This window comes from Aliiruegeria haliotis (genome assembly GCF_003003255.1).
In the GTDB taxonomy this organism is placed as follows: domain Bacteria; phylum Pseudomonadota; class Alphaproteobacteria; order Rhodobacterales; family Rhodobacteraceae; genus Tropicimonas; species Tropicimonas haliotis.
Genome location: NZ_PVTD01000006.1, coordinates 170,401 through 187,730 on the forward strand (window position 1 = coordinate 170,401; position 17,330 = coordinate 187,730).

Annotated in this window: 15 protein-coding genes; 14 read left to right on the plus strand and 1 reads right to left on the minus strand. The window is 64.3% G+C overall.

Annotated elements, in window-relative coordinates; genetic code table 11:
• Nucleotides 1–134: 134 nt before the first annotated feature.
• From trpA to CLV78_RS15325, 11 genes are all read left to right on the plus strand, one after another.
• A complete protein-coding gene (gene trpA, locus CLV78_RS15275) occupies nt 135–926 on the plus strand; it encodes a tryptophan synthase subunit alpha (RefSeq protein ID WP_106205691.1) in 792 nt (263 codons plus the stop codon).
• Entirely contained in the window at nt 907–1,647 is a 741-nt protein-coding gene (locus tag CLV78_RS15280; RefSeq protein WP_106205692.1) for a sulfotransferase family 2 domain-containing protein, read from the plus strand. Before trpA ends, CLV78_RS15280 begins: the two co-directional genes overlap by 20 nt.
• A 72-nt stretch (nt 1,648–1,719) precedes the next feature.
• Nucleotides 1,720–2,886 carry an alpha-hydroxy acid oxidase gene (locus tag CLV78_RS15285; RefSeq protein ID WP_106205693.1) on the plus strand — a complete coding sequence of 389 codons (1,167 nt, stop codon included), beginning with the start codon at nt 1,720–1,722 and terminating at the stop codon, nt 2,884–2,886.
• Between the two features lie 422 nt (nt 2,887–3,308).
• The gene (gene acs / locus CLV78_RS15290) at nt 3,309–5,267 is read left to right on the plus strand and encodes an acetate--CoA ligase (RefSeq protein WP_106205694.1); all 1,959 of its coding nucleotides are present in this window, start codon (nt 3,309–3,311) and stop codon (nt 5,265–5,267) included.
• 4 nt (nt 5,268–5,271) lie between these two features.
• Nucleotides 5,272–5,949 (plus strand): adenylate kinase, encoded by a 678-nt coding sequence (locus CLV78_RS15295; RefSeq protein ID WP_106205695.1) that lies wholly within the window; start codon nt 5,272–5,274, stop codon nt 5,947–5,949.
• Between the two features lie 119 nt (nt 5,950–6,068).
• Nucleotides 6,069–6,329 carry a DUF4212 domain-containing protein gene (locus tag CLV78_RS15300; protein WP_106205696.1) on the plus strand — a complete coding sequence of 87 codons (261 nt, stop codon included), beginning with the start codon at nt 6,069–6,071 and terminating at the stop codon, nt 6,327–6,329.
• A gap of 18 nt (nt 6,330–6,347) precedes the next feature.
• Complete coding sequence (locus CLV78_RS15305) at nt 6,348–8,138, plus strand: sodium:solute symporter family protein (protein ID WP_106205697.1); 1,791 nt, start codon at nt 6,348–6,350, stop codon at nt 8,136–8,138.
• A 124-nt stretch (nt 8,139–8,262) separates the two neighbouring features.
• Entirely contained in the window at nt 8,263–10,104 is a 1,842-nt protein-coding gene (locus tag CLV78_RS15310) for a DUF294 nucleotidyltransferase-like domain-containing protein (RefSeq protein ID WP_106205798.1), read from the plus strand.
• A gap of 47 nt (nt 10,105–10,151) precedes the next feature.
• Complete coding sequence (locus tag CLV78_RS15315) at nt 10,152–10,679, plus strand: hypothetical protein (RefSeq protein WP_106205698.1); 528 nt, start codon at nt 10,152–10,154, stop codon at nt 10,677–10,679.
• Nucleotides 10,676–11,080: a response regulator transcription factor gene (locus CLV78_RS15320; RefSeq protein ID WP_106205699.1), complete on the plus strand. Its 405-nt coding sequence runs from the start codon at nt 10,676–10,678 to the stop codon at nt 11,078–11,080. Before CLV78_RS15315 ends, CLV78_RS15320 begins: the two co-directional genes overlap by 4 nt.
• On the plus strand, nt 11,073–13,178 hold the full coding sequence (locus CLV78_RS15325; protein WP_106205700.1) for a 3'-5' exonuclease: 2,106 nt from the start codon (nt 11,073–11,075) through the stop codon (nt 13,176–13,178). Before CLV78_RS15320 ends, CLV78_RS15325 begins: the two co-directional genes overlap by 8 nt.
• Nucleotides 13,179–13,388: 210 nt before the next feature.
• Here CLV78_RS15325 and truA read toward each other — a convergent pair whose 3' ends face one another.
• Nucleotides 13,389–14,162 carry a tRNA pseudouridine(38-40) synthase TruA gene (truA, locus tag CLV78_RS15330; RefSeq protein ID WP_106205701.1) on the minus strand — a complete coding sequence of 258 codons (774 nt, stop codon included), beginning with the start codon at nt 14,160–14,162 and terminating at the stop codon, nt 13,389–13,391.
• 293 nt (nt 14,163–14,455) lie between these two features.
• On the opposite strand from truA, the gene CLV78_RS15335 reads away from it, so the two are divergent.
• Genes CLV78_RS15335 through CLV78_RS15345 form a run of 3 tightly spaced genes read left to right on the plus strand, consistent with a single transcriptional unit; the run spans nt 14,456 to nt 17,312 of the window.
• A complete protein-coding gene (locus CLV78_RS15335; protein ID WP_106205702.1) occupies nt 14,456–15,877 on the plus strand; it encodes a YcjX family GTP-binding protein in 1,422 nt (473 codons plus the stop codon).
• Nucleotides 15,874–16,308: a GNAT family N-acetyltransferase gene (locus CLV78_RS15340; protein WP_106205703.1), complete on the plus strand. Its 435-nt coding sequence runs from the start codon at nt 15,874–15,876 to the stop codon at nt 16,306–16,308. The genes CLV78_RS15335 and CLV78_RS15340 overlap by 4 nt, the downstream gene beginning before the upstream one ends.
• Nucleotides 16,305–17,312, plus strand: coding sequence for a YcjF family protein (locus tag CLV78_RS15345; RefSeq protein WP_106205799.1), 1,008 nt, complete (start codon nt 16,305–16,307; stop codon nt 17,310–17,312). Before CLV78_RS15340 ends, CLV78_RS15345 begins: the two co-directional genes overlap by 4 nt.
• The last annotated feature ends 18 nt before the right edge of the window (nt 17,313–17,330 follow it).

The window sequence follows — 17,330 nt, forward strand, 5'->3', positions numbered from 1 at the left end:
CCAAATGTGGGGATCGCGCGGCGGCGCGAAAAGGAATTTGCCGTGGTCGTGAGGGTAAGTGTTCGGTCGCACGGGGCCTTGATTTTCCCCGCCGCATTCTGCACGAGGGTCCGGACCACGTTTGAGGACAGCAGATGACCCGGATCGACGACACTTTTGCCCGGCTGAGTTCCGAAGGGAAAAAGGCCTTTGTTGCCTATGTGATGGCCGGGGATCCGGACTATGCGACTTCTCTGGAACTGGTGAAGGGCCTTCCGGGAGCCGGTGTCGACATTATCGAACTGGGCCTGCCATTCACCGATCCGATGGCAGACGGCCCGACCATCCAGCTTGCCGGTCAGCGCGCGCTGGAAGCGGGCATGACCCTGCAGCGGACGTTGGAGCTGGCGACAGAGTTCCGCAAGGGGGATGACACCACGCCCATCGTGCTGATGGGCTACTACAACCCGATCTACAATCGCGGCGTGGAGACGTTCCTGCGGGATGCCAGGGCGGCGGGAATCGACGGGCTGATCGTGGTGGACCTGCCACCGGAGGAGGACTCGGAGCTTTGCATTCCCGCACAGGATGCGGGCCTGAACTTCATCCGTCTGGCCACACCGACCACTGATGACAAGCGTCTTCCCAAGGTGCTCCAGAACACGTCCGGCTTTGTCTACTACGTGTCGATCACCGGAATCACCGGCTCGGCGGAAGCAGAGGCCGGTGACGTCGGACCGGAAGTCGCGCGGATCAAGGCTGCGACGGACTTGCCGGTGATCGTCGGCTTCGGCATCAACTCGCCCGAGAAATCGGAAGCGATCGCCTCCGTGGCAAATGGCGCAGTGGTCGGTTCCGCGATCGTCAAGAGAATCGGCGAGGGACAGGCGACGGACGAGGTGCTGGCCTTCGTGAAAACGCTCGCGGATGGCGCGCACCGCGCGTGAAGCGCGACGTCTGGCTGGGGCGAAGGTACTGGAGGCACCCGTGATTTCTCATCACCACCGTTGCATCTATTTTCACGTACCCAAAACCGGCGGCCAAAGCATAGAGCGCCTGTTTCTGGACGATCTTGGCCTTTCATGGGAGCAACGGGCGCCGTTGCTTCTGGGGGCCAACGAGAACCGGAAAGTCGGCCCGCCCCGGCTGGCACACATGACCGCCGATGAAATCATCGCCTTTCGGTATATTCCTGAACGTATGCTCGGCGAGTATTTCTGCTTCGCGACGGTGCGGAACCCGTGGAGCCGTGTCGTCTCCGCTTTCCGTTACATTACCAGCCATGCGCGCTTTGAGGAATTCGTTGATGATCGGATTCGTGACGGAGGACGGTTCGCGTGGTTTTTGAGACCGCAAACGGACTTCTACTATCGCAATGGCGAGAGTGTCTGCGACCAGGTGATCCGGCTTGAAAACCTGAAAGATGGCGCTGCAGGGCTGATCTCGCGGTTTGACCTGTCGTCACAACTTGGCCACGTCAATTCCTCCGGTGAGGCGTTGAAGGTCGGCGCACGGTTCAAAAATGCGGTCAAACATACCGCGGAGACGGGGGCGGCTCTCGAAGACCACTCCGACTGGCGCGAGTTCTTCACCCCGAGGACACGAGCAATAGTGGAAGCCTACTATGCCCGCGATATTGACGTCCTGGGCTATGAATTCGACGACTGACCTGTGCCTGTTGCCCTGAATGGGTTGAATTGGTAAGGGATCCTAACCAATATCGAGGGGAGGCTCGGGGACATGCCCGTCATCACCAATATCGAGGATCTCAAGCGCATCTACCGTCGTCGAGCGCCGAAGATGTTCTATGATTATGCGGAGTCCGGAAGCTGGACCGAGCAAACCTTCCGCGAAAACACGTCCGATTTCGAACAGATCCGCCTGCGCCAGCGGGTTGCGGTGGATATGTCGGGCCGCTCGACCGCGACGCAGATGATCGGGCAAGACGTGGCCATGCCGGTGGCGTTGGCCCCTGTCGGGCTGTGCGGAATGCAGCATGCCGACGGCGAGATCCTCGCCGCTCGGGCGGCGGAGAAATTCGGGGTCCCCTTCACGCTCTCCACGATGTCGATCTGTTCGATAGAGGACGTCGCGGAGAACACGTCTGCGCCCTTCTGGTTCCAGATCTACACGCTCAACGATGACGAGTTTAACCGCAATATCATCAACCGCGCCAAGGCGGCCGGTTGTTCAGCGCTTGTGATCACGGTGGATCTGCAGGTGCTTGGCCAACGGCACAAGGATCTCAAGAACGGCCTGTCCGCCCCGCCGAAGCCGACGTTGGCGAACTGGCTCGATCTTTCGACGAAATGGGCCTGGGGCCTTGGGATGCTGCAGACGAAGCGGCGCGAGTTCGGCAATATCGTCGGCCATGTCGAAGGTGTTTCCGACCCGTCGTCACTCTCCTCGTGGACGGCCGAGAAATTCGACCCGTCGCTCGATTGGGACAAGGTCCGCAAGCTGATGGACATGTGGGGCGGCAAGGTGATCCTCAAGGGGATTCTCGACGTCGAGGACGCGGTTCGGGCCGCGGAGGTTGGCGCGGACGCGATTGTCGTATCGAATCACGGGGGACGGCAACTCGACGGGGCAATGAGTTCCATCCGCATGCTGCGTCCGATCATCGACGCGGTCGGCGATCGGATCGAAGTGCATCTCGACAGCGGGATCCGCTCGGGACAAGACGTGCTGAAGGCCGTGGCGATGGGGGCCAAGGGCACCATGATCGGCCGCGCCTTCGTCTATGGGCTGGGCGCGATGGGCGAGGCGGGCGTGACCAGGGCGCTTGAAGTCATCCACCGCGAGCTCGACGTGTCGATGGCACTCTGCGGCCGCCGGCATGTCGGGGATCTGGATCGGGACGTTCTTCTGATTCCTGAGGACTTCGAAGGTCGCTGGCAGCGCTGAAACGTTTTCGCGGGTTCCACGGTAACCGAGTCGCATTCCACTAGATTCGCGCCGCGAGGGGCAAGATTGTTGCGCCGAACGCGTCGTTCGGCGCATTTGTCGCAGCGTCAAGCAGCCTGCCGTGTTGATTCGTGCCGAGGAACACGTGTTGCTGGTCAAACGTAGACAGCCGTCAGGTGGTATTTAACGTATTGTTCTGTGGACGTTTTGCGCAAACGTGGGAAAAGATTTTTACAATATCGTTCTTTCGGTCGTCAAGAAATTCACAGAAAAATCGTTTTGAAAAAAAGAGTTACCCGTTTTTTGACGGATCGCGTATGGTCTACGTAAATCGCGCAAGGGGAGGGGCGTCGATTCAGACCGTGTGTCTGTTGTCGAACCTCCTCGAGCTGTCACATCGCGTACGCTAGGGAGGAAAGCCCATGACTGCAAAAGCCAAGGCCACCGGAGCCATCCCAAAAGACTTCGCCAAGAATGCCCACATCACAGCCGCGAAATACGAGGAGATGTACGCGGCCTCCGTGGCTGATCCGGAGAAGTTTTGGGGAGAGCACGGCAAGCGGCTCGACTGGATCAAGCCCTACACGAAGGTGAAGAACACCTCGTTCGCGCCGGGCAATGTCGACATCAAGTGGTTCGAAGACGGTACGCTGAACGTCGCCGCCAACTGCGTTGATCGCCATCTCGAAAAGCGCGCGCATCAGACCGCGATCATCTTCGAGCCCGACAATGTCGACGAGCCGGCGCAGTACATCACTTACAAGCAGCTTCACACGCAGGTCTGCAAGTTCTCCAACGTTCTGGAGGAGCTGGGTATCCGCAAGGGCGATCGCGTTGTCATCTACCTGCCAATGATCCCGGAGGCCGCCTACGCGATGCTGGCCTGTGCCCGCATCGGCGCCATCCATTCCATCGTCTTCGCAGGCTTCTCCCCCGATGCGCTGGCCGCCCGCGTCAACGGGTGCGACGCGAAGCTGGTGATCACCGCCGACTATGCGCCGCGCGGTGGCCGCAAGACGCCGCTGAAGTCCAACACCGACGCCGCCCTGCTGCACTGCATCCACGACCCAAGCGTCCTTGTCGTGCGCCGCACCGGCGAGCAGACCACATGGGTCGATGGCCGTGACTTCGACTACGGCGAGATGATGCTGGAGGCCAACGACTACAATGCTCCGACCGAGGTTGGCGCAGAGGACCCGCTCTTCATCCTGTATACATCCGGCTCGACCGGTCACCCCAAGGGGGTCGTGCACACCTCTGGCGGCTACCTCGTCTATGCGGCGATGACCCATGAATACACCTTCGACTACCATGAAGGTGACGTGTTCTGGTGCACCGCCGACGTTGGCTGGGTCACTGGCCACAGCTATATCGTCTATGGCCCGCTGGCCAACGGCGCGACCACGGTGATGTTCGAAGGCGTGCCGACCTATCCGGATGCCGGGCGTTTCTGGGAAGTGTGCGACAAGCACAAGGTCAACCAGTTCTACACCGCGCCGACGGCCATCCGCGCGCTGATGGGCAAGGGCGACGAGTGGGTCGAAAAGTATGACCTGTCGAGCCTGCGCCTTCTGGGGTCGGTCGGTGAGCCGATCAACCCGGAAGCCTGGAACTGGTACAACGAGAAGGTCGGCAAGGGGAGATGTCCCATCGTCGACACCTACTGGCAGACGGAAACCGGCGGTCACCTGATCACGCCGCTGCCGGGGGCGCATGGTACCAAGCCGGGCGCGGCCTCCTTCCCGTTCTTCGGCGTGCAGCCGGTTGTCCTTGATCCGCAATCGGGTGAGGAGATCCATGCAACCGAGGCGGAGGGCGTGATCTGCTTCAAGGACAGCTGGCCCGGCCAGATGCGCGGTGTCTGGGACGACCACGGTCGCTTCGAGAAGACCTATTTTGCGGACTACAAGAACTACTACTTTGCGGGTGACGGCTGTCGTCGCGACGCCGACGGGTACTACTGGATCACCGGCCGTGTGGATGACGTCATCAACGTGTCCGGCCACCGGATGGGCACCGCGGAAGTCGAGAGCGCGCTGGTTGCACATGCCAAGGTCGCCGAGGCCGCCGTGGTGGGCTACCCGCACGACGTCAAGGGCCAGGGCATCTACTGCTACGTGACGCTGATGAACGATGTCGAGCCTTCCGACGAGTTGCTGAAGGAACTGCGCACCTGGGTTCGCCACGAGATTGGCCCGATCGCGACGCCCGATGTTGTCCAGTGGGCGCCCGGCCTGCCGAAGACCCGCTCCGGCAAGATCATGCGCCGCATCCTGCGCAAGATCGCCGAGAACGACTACGGTTCGCTTGGCGACACCTCGACGCTCGCCGATCCGTCGGTGGTCGATGACCTGATCGAAAACCGTCAGAACCGGAAGTGATCCGATGAGTGAAGCACCCACCCCACCCGTGCTGATCCTGCTGGGCCCTCCGGGGGCCGGCAAGGGCACCCAGGCACGGATGCTGGAGGACGCCTTCGGCCTCGTGCAGCTCTCCACCGGGGACCTGCTGCGCGGCGCCGTGGCCTCGGGCACCGAGGCTGGCCTCGCGGCGAAGGCCGTCATGGAGGCCGGTGAACTGGTGAGCGACGAAATCGTCATCGCCGTGCTCAAGGATCGCCTCGGCGATGACGACACCGCGAAGGGTGTCATCCTTGACGGTTTCCCGCGCACCACGGCCCAGGCCGAAGCGCTGGACGGCCTGCTTGCCTCCTCCGGTCAGAAGATCAACGCCGCGATCAGCCTTGAAGTCGAGGACGACGCGATGGTGGAGCGGATTTCCGGTCGCTACACCTGCGGCAATTGCGGCGAGGGCTATCACGACAGCTTCAAGACGCCGGCCGTGGACGGCATTTGCGACAAATGCGGCGGTACGGAGTTCAAGCGTCGCTCGGACGACAATGCCGAAACCGTGCGCTCGCGGCTGGAAGCCTATCACGCGCAGACCGCGCCCCTGATCGACTTCTACCAGGGCCGGGGCGTTCTGAAGGAGGTCGCCGCCATGGGCGCGATCGAGGAGATCGCCGGCAAGCTCAACGAAATTGTCGCGCAGGCCCGCGCCTGACCGACAGGGCGGGCAGCCTCATGCCCGCCGACGACCGGACCCGACTGTCCGGGAGAAAAACGCTGCCTTGCACGGGAGGTGCAGGGCGGGAGAACAGCCAACCAATCGGGAGGACCGAAATGTCGGACAAACCTGAAAACAATGCGTATTGGGCGACGAACATCAAGATCGTCACCTGGTGCCTCGTCATCTGGGCACTCGTGTCCTTCGGCTTCGGCATTCTGCTGCGGCCGCTGCTCTCGGGGATCGCCGTCGGCGGCTCGGACCTGGGCTTCTGGTTCGCCCAGCAAGGTTCGATCCTCGTCTTCCTCGGGATCATCTTCTTCTACGCCTGGCGGATGAACAAGCTCGACGCCGAACACGGCGTGGACGAGCAGTAAGAATAGGGACAGGGAATCATGGATCAGTTTGTACTCAACTGGATCTTTATCGGTGCGAGCTTCGTGCTCTACATCGGTATTGCGGTCTGGGCCCGCGCGGGCTCCACGTCTGAATTCTATGCCGCCGGCCGGGGGGTTCACCCCGTCGTCAACGGCATGGCCACCGGCGCTGACTGGATGTCGGCCGCCTCCTTCATCTCGATGGCCGGCCTGATCGCCTTTACCGGCTACGACAACTCGACCTTCCTCATGGGCTGGACCGGCGGCTACGTGCTGCTCGCGCTGATGCTCGCGCCCTACTTGCGCAAGTTCGGCAAGTTCACCGTGTCCGAGTTCATCGGCGACCGTTTCTACAGCCCGACCGCGCGCCTTGTGGCCGTGATCTGCCTGATCGTCGCCTCGATCACCTACGTGATCGGCCAGATGACCGGCGTCGGCGTGGCCTTCGGCCGTTTCCTTGAGGTGGACAACACCACCGGCCTGCTGATCGGTGCTGCGGTCGTCTTCGCCTATGCAGTGTTCGGCGGCATGAAGGGCGTGACCTACACCCAGGTTGCCCAGTACGTGGTGCTCATCACCGCCTACACCATCCCGGCAATCTTCATCTCCATGCAGCTGACCGGCAATCCGATCCCGGCACTCGGCCTCTTCGGGGATCACGTTGCCTCCGGTGAGCCGCTGCTGGCCAAACTCGACGCCGTTGTCGCCGAGCTGGGCTTCAACGAGTACACGACCCATCACGCCGACACGCTGAACATGGTTCTGTTCACCCTGTCGCTGATGATCGGTACCGCTGGTCTGCCGCACGTCATCATGCGCTTCTTCACCGTGCCGACCGTTGCCTCCGCGCGCTGGTCCGCCGGATGGGCGCTGGTGTTCATCGCGCTTCTGTACCTCACGGCCCCGGCCGTTGGTGCGATGGCCCGCCTGAACATCTCCGAGCTGATGTGGCCGGGTGGCACCGATGGTGAGCCTGTTTCCACCGAGATGATGGAAGCCGACGAGAAGTACGCCTGGATGGCGACCTGGCAGAAGACCGGTCTTCTCGGCTGGGAAGACAAGAACGGCGACGGCAAGATTGCCTACTTCAACGACAAGGACGCCGACAAGGTTGCCGAGATGGAAGCCGCTGGTTGGGGCGCCGAGAACGAGTTGACCAACTTCAACCGCGACATCCTCGTTCTGGCCAACCCGGAAATCGCCAACCTTCCGAGCTGGGTCATCGCGCTCGTCGCCGCCGGTGGTCTCGCCGCCGCGCTGTCGACCGCGGCCGGCCTGCTACTGGCAATCTCCTCGGCGGTGTCTCACGACCTGCTGAAGGGTCAGCTGACCCCGAACATGTCGGAAGCCAACGAACTGCTGTCGGCACGTCTTGCCATGGCCGGTGCGATCGCCGTCGCGACCTACCTGGGCCTCAACCCGCCGGGCTTCGCCGCCCAGACGGTTGCTCTCGCCTTCGGTCTGGCCGCCGCCTCGATCTTCCCTGCACTGATGATGGGCATCTTCTCGAAGCGCATCAACAACAAGGGTGCCGTGGCCGGCATGCTGGTGGGTCTGGTTGTCACCCTCGTGTACATCTTCCTGCACAAGGGCTGGTTCTTCATCCCGGGCACCAACAGCTTCACCGATGCTGACCCGCTTCTGCTGACCATCAAGTCCACCTCCTTCGGTGCGGTCGGTGCGATGCTCAACTTTGCCACGGCCTACGTCGTTTCCAACGCGACCGAGGAGCCGCCGGCAGAGATCGTCGAGCTGGTCGAAAGCGTCCGCGTGCCGCGTGGCGCCGGTGCCGCCGCGGCGGATCACTGATCCCGCCAGAGGCCGGCCGGGTTTCCCAATGACCCGGCTGGCCGACAGCGACAACAACCGGCGCGTCCCTTTGCCCGAAGGGGCGCGCCGCATGCCTTCCAGGACCCCTGTTCACGGTGAGATGATGCCAGATTCCGCCCTCGATCGAGACACCCGCATTCTGCGCTTTCTCGAACACGTCCACCCCTACGACAGCATGAAGCGCGAGACGCTGATCCGCATTTCCAAGGCCTTTCTCGATCGCAGCGCGGAAGCCGGGAGCATGATCTACGCCGCCGGCACGCAGCTCGAAGGGCTATACCTGATCGAACACGGCACGGTTGAGATCACCGATCGCAACGGTGCGCCGGTGTCCATCCTTCATGGCCGCAACTCCTTCGGAGAGCGTGGTCTGACCCGCGATGGCGTCGCGGTCACAAACGCGAAGGCCACGGAGGACACACGGCTACTCCTCCTGCCCGCAGACCAGTTCCACGAATTGCTCGAAAGTTCCAAAAGCTTCGCCCGTTTCTTCGATCGTGGGCGGAGCCCTGCGAAGGAACGGGGCGGTGATCTGACGACGCAGCGGGTGGGCGACCTGATGGCCCGCAACCCGATTGCGGTGGCGCCCACAACGCCGATCCAGACGGCCGCCACGATGATGCGCGACACCCGGGTCTCCTGCCTTGCGGTGACGGAAGGCGAAAACCAGCTTGTCGGGATCGTGACGCTCAGGGACATGGCGACCAAGGCCGTGGCGTCCGGCCTGTCGGGCGACACACCGGTCAGCCGGATCATGACGGCAGACCCCGCGAGCCTGCCGCCTTCCGCTCTCGGGTCCGACCTGCTCCATGTGATGCTGGAGCGAAAGGTCGGCCACGTCACCGTGACCGAGGGCAAGCGGATCGTCGGCATCCTGACACAGACGGACCTGACCCGCTTCCAGGCGATCAGCTCCGCATCGATGGTGCAGGAGATCGCCGACGCCTACTCCGCCGAAGCGATGGCCAAGGTCACTGCCCGCCTGCCCAAGCTGCTGATGCAACTGGTGGGCGCCGGCAACCGTCACGAGGTCGTCACCCGGCTGATCACCGATATCGCCGATGCCGTGACACGCCGCCTGCTGGCGCTTGCTGAGGGCGAGTTCGGACCACCGCCCGTGCCCTACCTGTGGCTCGCCTGCGGCAGCCAGGGGCGTCAGGAGCAGACCGGTGTGTCCGATCAGGACAATTGCATCATCATTGATGACGCGGTGACCGAGGCCGACATGGGTTACTACCGAAAGCTGGCGAAGTTCGTGTGCGACGGGCTGAACACCTGCGGATATTTCTATTGTCCCGGCGACATGATGGCGACCAACGAGCGTTGGTGCCAGCCGGTGAAGGTCTGGAAACGGTACTTCCAGGGATGGATCGACAAACCGGACCCGGAGGCACAGATGCTGGCCTCGGTCATGTTCGACCTGCGCCCTATCGGTGGCACGCAGTCGCTGTTTGCGAACCTGCAAATGGAAACGCTGGAGGCCGCGCGCAAGAACACGATCTTCGTTGGCCACATGATCGTCAACTCGCTCAAGCACACGCCGCCGCTGGGGTTGTTCCGCGGGTTTGCCACGGTGCGCTCGGGTGAGCACAAGAACGAACTCGACATGAAGATGAACGGCGTGGTGCCGGTTGTCGATCTTGGCCGGGTCTACGCGTTGCAGGGCACATTGACCGAGGTGAACACCCGGGCCCGCCTGGAAGCGGCCGAGGCCAATGGTACGATCTCGCAATCTGGTGCGCATGATCTGCTTGATGCCTATGACCTGATCGCCGAAACCCGACTGAAGCGTCAGGCCGACGAGATCCGGGCCGGACGCAAGCCCGACAACTTCATGCCGCCGTCGGATCTGAGCGATCTGGAGCGCAGCCATCTGCGCGACGCCTTCGTCGTGGTGCGGACCATGCAATCGGCGATCGGGCAGGGCAAGGGAATGCTGAGCTGACACGGCTCGGGCGCGCCGCCTAGGCGGCCATGGACCAGGGAGGGGCCATGTTTCTGGAACTGATAGCCGCTGTTGCGGCCGGTTTTTTCGGCGCGGGTGCCGCAATGGCCGCAAACTGGTTGAGCGGTGGTCGTCTACCGCGGTGGAGCATGCCGGTGGCCGCCGGCGCCTGCATGATCGCCCTTGCGATCCGGATGGAATACGCTTGGTTCGAGACCAATACGGCGGATTTCCCCGAAGGCGTCGAGATCACCAGCACGCGCGAAAGCTCTGCGTTCTGGCGGCCGTGGACCTATGTCTGGCCGATGACCGACGGGTTCACGGCGGTCGATCTGGCTTCCGTCCGGACCAACGATACCGTGCCGGATCAGGCGATGGCCAAAATGTTCTTCTTCGCACGCTGGAAGGCCCCGCGTGAGGTGCAGATGGTGTTTGACTGCACCGACAACCGCATCGCACCTCTCAACGACACTATCACCTTTGACGATAGCGGCGCCGTGGCCGAGGCCGATTGGGCGATGCTGCCTGCCGACGACCCGACCCTCACCACCGTGTGCAAGGAGATCCGACCATGACCGGAACCGATCGTCCCGCCCGTATCCTGATCGTGGAAGACGAGGACAACATCGCGCTGGCACTCACCCATGTCCTGGGTCGGGAGGGTTGGGCGGTGAGCCGTGTCGCCGATGGCGATTCCGCCTTGCCCGCGATCCGTGCGGAGCGCCCCGACCTCGTGCTTCTCGATGTGATGCTGCCGGGGATCTCCGGCTACGAGGTCTGCCAGGCGGTGCGGCTCGAAGACGACCTGTCGGATGTGCGCATCCTGATGATGACCGCGCGAGGCAATGCAATGGAACGCCGCAAGGGGCTTGCCCTCGGGGCCGACGGGTTCATTGCCAAACCCTTCGACTTGTCTCACCTTCTGGAGCAGGCCCGGGACTTGCTGTCCGGGCAGGCGGAGGCAAATGATGCATGAATGGCTAGCGCGGAAACTCAGCCTCAGGCTTCGTGTCTTCCTCTTCTTTGCCCTCGTGGCGCTTGGCGGGCTTGCGGCGGTCGCGCTCGGGCTCTGGTCCGGATATCGGCGGGTGGACGAACATGGCGTTGCCTCGGGGTTCACCTTTGCCGGGTTGATTGCGGGGTTCGGGATCCTGGGCCTCGTGGTCTGGGTCTGGTTCCTGTTCGACGAGAATGTCGCCAAGGCGATCCAGAAACTCGCCGGCGGGCTGCGCGCCCGGGCACACGCGGATATCGATGGCGATCTCGACCATGAGCCGGCCCGCTACCTCGGCGATCTTGCTCCCGCGGCGCAGGCAATCACCGGCTCGCTGAGCGAGACGAAGAACGCACTCGCCGAGGCCGTGGAGCGTGAAACAACCCGGCTGGCGGTGGAAAACGCGCGGTTGCAGGCGTTGCTTGGCGATGTGCCGGAAGGGGTGCTGCTCTGCTCGTCCGATCACCAGATCGTCTTCTACAATGGCCGGGCGCAGCAGATCCTGACCGGGGAGGTCGCGCCGGGCCTCGATCGCTCGGTTCTGGACTACCTCAGCCCGTCTCCAATCCGGAATGCCTACCAACGGCTGGTGTCGGCCGAGGACGACGACGCCGCCTGTGATGTCCTGTGCACTGCAACCCACTCTCTGGAAGTGCTTGCCGGTCGCATGCGGCTGGTGAAACTCCCGCAGCGCACCTCGGAATCGCCAGGCTACGTGCTGACCCTTCGGGACATCACCGCGGACATGGCGTTGCACTCCGTGCGGGAAGGCCTCCTGGAGGATGTGTTCGACCAGGTGCGCCGCCCGGCGGCAAACCTGCAAACCGTGCTCGATGCCGGTGTGCTGGAAAACGGCGACGGGCGGCAAGCGCTCATGGGCGAGGTCTCGGCACTGGCCCATGCAATCACCGATCTGGCGCATCGCTACGATTCCGCTCGTGGCGGGTGGTGGCCGATGGAGGAGATCCGGGGATCGGAACTGGTGGATTCCGTCGTGGCACGGGTTGCGCACGAGGGCGTCAATCTGATCGCCGAGGCCGAACGGGTCATGCTGCGGGTGGACGCCTTCCACATGGTGGCCCTGCTGACCCATCTGTGCGAACGCCTTGTGACTGTCATTGGCGCGCGCGCGCTGTCGCTGCGGATTGCCGATGACGAGGAAGGCGGCGCGATGATCACCATCGGATGGGCCGGCGATGTCCTTCAGGTCGGATTGCTGGAGGGTTGGCTGGATGTGCGCCTGGAGGTCGGGTTGGCGAATGTGACCGGGCGCACAATCCTCGACGCACATGCCACCGAGAGCTGGCCGGAGCCCGGTGCGGCCGGGCGGCGTCTGTTGCGATTGCCGCTCCGCGAGGCCTGGCCAGTGGGCGCGCCAGCGCCTGCGCCGCGTCGTTCCGCGGTCTACGATTTCGATCTGATGGACCGGGATCCCACAGGCGAACTGGCCGAAACCCCGTTGCGGGAGTTGACCTGTGTGGTGTTCGACACGGAGACGACCGGCCTGCTGCCATCCTCGGGCGACGAGATCGTACAGATCGCCGCGTTGCGGCTGCTTGGCGGCAAGCGGATCCCCGGCGAGACCTTCGAAAGCCTCGTGAACCCGCAGCGCCCGATTCCGGCCTCTGCAACCGAGGTTCACCATGTCACCAACGAGATGGTGGCGAATGCGCCGACAATCGACGTGGTCGGACGGCGCTTCCACGGCTTCGCGCAAGGCGCTGTGCTGGTGGCCCACAACGCGCCTTTCGACATGGAGTTCCTGCGCCGCCACGAGGCGGGGATCGGAAAACGGTTCGAAAACCCGGTGCTGGACACCGTTCTGCTGTCCGCCGTGGTCTTCGGGCAGTCGGAGACCCATACCCTGGATGCCCTGACCGAGCGGCTGGGGATCGTGATCCCACCGGAGGCGCGCCACACCGCCATGGGCGACACGATCGCGACGGCGGCAGCACTGGAGATGATGATCCCGATGTTGGAAGGGCAGGGCTACCGCACCTTCGGGGAGGTGGTCGCGGCCGTGCGCAAGCATGGGCGGCTCCTGAAGGATCTCAATGCGGTGGAAGTCGGAGCGCACTGAGGCATCAGGACGCGCGTGACCCCGGAAGGTCTGGGGCAAGTGGGACTGTATCCGGATAGTGCCGCTCCAAGGGGCTGCCCATAGCACCGTTCGAAGCCGCCGCCCCTTGCTGCGGTTGCTCCTACGGCGAGTTGGTCGAATTCGCCCGTCGCATCCATGGACCAACTCGACGCGAGGGGGATTGGCCAGGCCGCTTTGAGGAGCCTGTTCTTATAGTGCCGCGAAGGGATCTTGCGGATAGCCGACGCCGGCGAGGTAGAGGCCCTGAGGCGGACACACAGGCCCGCAGGCCGCCCGATCCCGCGCATCGAGCGCTGCCTTGACGTCCTCCGGCGCCCAGGCCCCGGCTCCGACCCGCTCCAATGTTCCCACGAAGCTGCGGACCTGGTTGTGGAGGAAAGATCGGGCTTCGACATGGAAGTGGATCTCCGGCCCCAGCGGCGTGGAGACCTGTTCGATATCCAGCCGGTCGAGGGTCCGGACCGGGCTGTCGGCCTGGCATTCCGAGGCGCGGAATGTCGTAAAGTCGTGCCGGCCCAGAAGCGAGTACGCGGCCTGCCGCATCGGACCCACGTCGAGTGGCGTGGCGACCTGCCAGACCTTGCCCGCACGCAGCCCGGCCGGCGCCCTGCGGTTCAGAAGCCGGAACAGGTAGCGCCGTTCATGGGCGGAGAAGCGCGCGTGCCAGCTGTCCTCCACTTCGGCAACATCGACGATCACAACCGGATGCGGCTTCAGGTGGTGGTTCAGCGCCTCCGACAGGCGGAACGGATCCCAGTGCTTGGCCATGTCGGCATGGGCCACCTGTCCAAGCGCATGCACGCCTGCATCTGTCCGGCCGGCCGCAGCGATCGGCGGGCAATCGGCCTCCAGCCGCCGCAGCGCGGCTTCGACCGCGCCTTGCACGCTCGGGTGGTCCTTTTGGCGCTGCCAGCCGGAAAACGGCGCGCCGTCATATTCTATCTTCAGGGCATAGCGGGGCATGGGCGGCGCTTAGCCAAAACAGGGCGGCCTGTCCAGCCGCCCCGCCCCGTAGGGGCGCCCGGCCCCAAACGGCTCGAGATGCCAGTGGCATCGACGGCGGAGGGGACCTGCCCCACTCGCTTGTCACGGCATCGCGGCAGGTGAGGCTGGCCCGCGGTGACGCCTGGCGCTCGGCCTGCGGTGCAGGGTTCAGGCGCATCGGCACGTCGAACCCGGGACCACAGGACGCCATTCCCCCTAGGCAGCCCGCCAACGGGCCCATATGTAGGTCACCGTGGCTGCAGGAGGCATCAGTGGTAATCGGGCGGATCGCGGACGGGCTCGTTCAGGGTGTCGAAGGCGCGGGAGCGGCCTTTTCGGAGGCTTTCCTTGAGCCGACCCTGCGTATCGGGGTGACCGGGCTCGCACGGGCGGGCAAGACGGTGTTCATCACTTCGCTGGTGGCCAATCTCATGGACCGGGGGCGCATGCCGGGGCTGCAGGCGGTCGCCGATGGTTCCATCCGCTCGGCATGGTTGCAGCCGCAGCCCGACGACACCGTGCCGCGCTTCGATTTCGAGGCGCATCTGGATGACCTGACCGGCCCCTCGCCACAATGGCCGGAGCCTACAAGCTCGGTTTCGGAGCTTCGCCTTTCACTGAAGGTGCAGCCTCAAGGCATGATAGGGGCGCTCTCCGGGCCGCGAACATTGCATCTCGACATCATCGACTACCCGGGCGAATGGCTTCTGGACCTCGGTCTGATGGAAATGGACTACGCCGAATGGTCGACCGAGATCCTGGAGATTGCCAGCGCACGAGAGGAGGCCGGCGGGTTTCTTGCGGCGCTCGAAGGGCTCGATGCCGATGCCGGGTTAGAAGAGCGGTCGGCGAGGGATATCGCGCGTGCCTATACCGCCTACCTGCGAGCGGCGCGGCGTGCGGGCTATTCCGATTGCACCCCCGGGCGCTTCCTGATGCCGGGAGACATGGAGGGGTCGCCGGCCTTGACCTTCGCCCCCCTGCCACCGGGCGCGGGGCGGGCTCCGAAGGGATCGCTCCGCCGCGAGATGGAACGGCGCTACGAGGCCTACAAATCAAAGGTCGTTCGCCCCTTCTTCCGCGACCATTTCGCCCGGATCGACCGGCAGGTGGTCCTTGTGGACCTGCTGGGGGCAATCCACTCCGGACCCCGCGCAATGGACGACCTGTCGCGGTCGATGAACCGTATTCTCGGCGCTTTCCGGCCCGGACGTACTGCATGGCTGGCACGGTTGCTTGGGATGAAGCGGGTCGACCGCATTCTCTTTGCGGCGACAAAGGCCGATCACATCCACCATACCCAGCACAATCGTATGACCGCGATCATGGAGGCCATGCTGCGCCAGGCACGGGATCGAGCCGACTTTGCCGGGGCGAAGACCCGGGCCATGGCCATCGCGGCCTTGCGGGCAACGGTCGAGGAAACCCGGGAGGTCAAGGGAGAGACCCTCGGGATGGTACGGGGTCGATTACTGGAGACCGGCCGGGAGGCGGCGCTCTATCCCGGCACCCTGCCGGAGGACCCTTCGCAACTCCTCGTGCCGGCCCGCGATGGCGCGTCGGAATGGCTCGACGACGACTACGCCGTGATGCATTTCGCGCCCGCCTCGGGGACGCTGAAGCCGGGCGAAGGGCCGCCGCATATCCGTCTGGACCGCGCTGCGGAGTTTCTGGTCGGGGATCGCCTGCGATGATCCGCCTGCGCACCGCGACCATCGGGGACGTGCCGGAGATGGCGGCAATCCTTCAGACCTGGCTCGACCAGACCCCCTGGATGCCCGACCTGCACAGGCTGGAGGGAACGAAGCGGTTCGTGGCACGGCTCCTGGAGACCACGGAGGCCGAGGTGGCCTGCGGGAGCGAGGTCGATGGGTTCCTGTGCCTTGAAGGCGCCGAGATCCCGGCGCTCTACGTTGCGGAGAGCGCCCGGAGCCGCGGTGTGGGATCCGCGCTGATCGTAGAAGCGCAGGCAAGGCGCACCCGGCTGTGTCTCTGGACCTTTCAGGCCAACAGCCGCGCGCGCCGGTTCTATGCCAGGCATGGGTTTCTGGAGGTCGAGGCGACCGATGGCGCGGGCAACGAGGAAAAGCTGCCGGACGTGCGGCTGGAATGGAGCCGGACATGAGTGACTCTCCCAAGGGACCGGTCATCATCGAGTTTGAGGACGCCGTGGAGCCGCAGCCAGGCCCCGCTGAGGCACCGCCGGTGCCGGACGTCACGCCGGACCTGCCCACGGGGCGGGCCATGCAGACGGTCGCGGTCATAGGCGCGCGCAAACCATCCCCACTCGGGCGGATGTTCTGGGGCGGGTTTGTCGGGCTGGTCGGTTTCGGCGCCTCGGTCGCGGCCTGGGATTTCGTGACCGGGTTGCTGGCACGCAACCAGCTTCTTGGCGGCATCGCGCTTGTGCTGGCAATTGTGTTCCTGGTGGCCTGCCTTGGCCTCGCCCTGCGCGAACTTGCCGGGTTCTTCCGGCTGGCCCGTCTCGATGGCGTGCATCGCGACGCCGAGGCGGCCATGGCGGGCGAGGACCTGGAACTGGCCCGGAAGGTCGTGGCTCGGCTGGAGACGCTCTACGCCCCGCGCAAGGATCTGGACTGGAGCCTTGAACGACTGAAGGAGCGGGCGGACGAGCAATTCGACGCGGAGGCATTGCTCGGGCTTGCGGAGGCGGAGCTCATGGCGCCCCTCGATGCCGCGGCGCGCCGCGAGGTGGAGGCAGCCGCGCGGCAGGTGGCCACCGTGACCGCCATCGTCCCACTTGCGCTTGCTGATGTGGCGACAGCGCTTGTTTCCACGGTGCGGATGATCCGGCGAGTCGGGGAGATCTACGGCGCACGGGCCGGCACGCTGGGAAGCCTGCGCCTGACGCGCTCCGTTCTGACCCATCTGGTGGCGACCGGGGCCGTGGCGGTCGGGGACGACCTGATCGGCTCGGTCGCGGGCGGCGGCGTGCTCAGCAAGGTTTCACGCCGGTTCGGCGAGGGAATCGTCAACGGGGCGTTGACCGCGCGCGTCGGCGTGGCCGCGATCGAGGTTTGTCGGCCGTTGCCCTTCGCGCGTCTGAAACGGCCGTCGGTCACCTCCTTGGTGAAGCGGGCGCTGTCGGGGCTGTTTGGCGCCGACTGACGGTTGGCACGGCTTTGA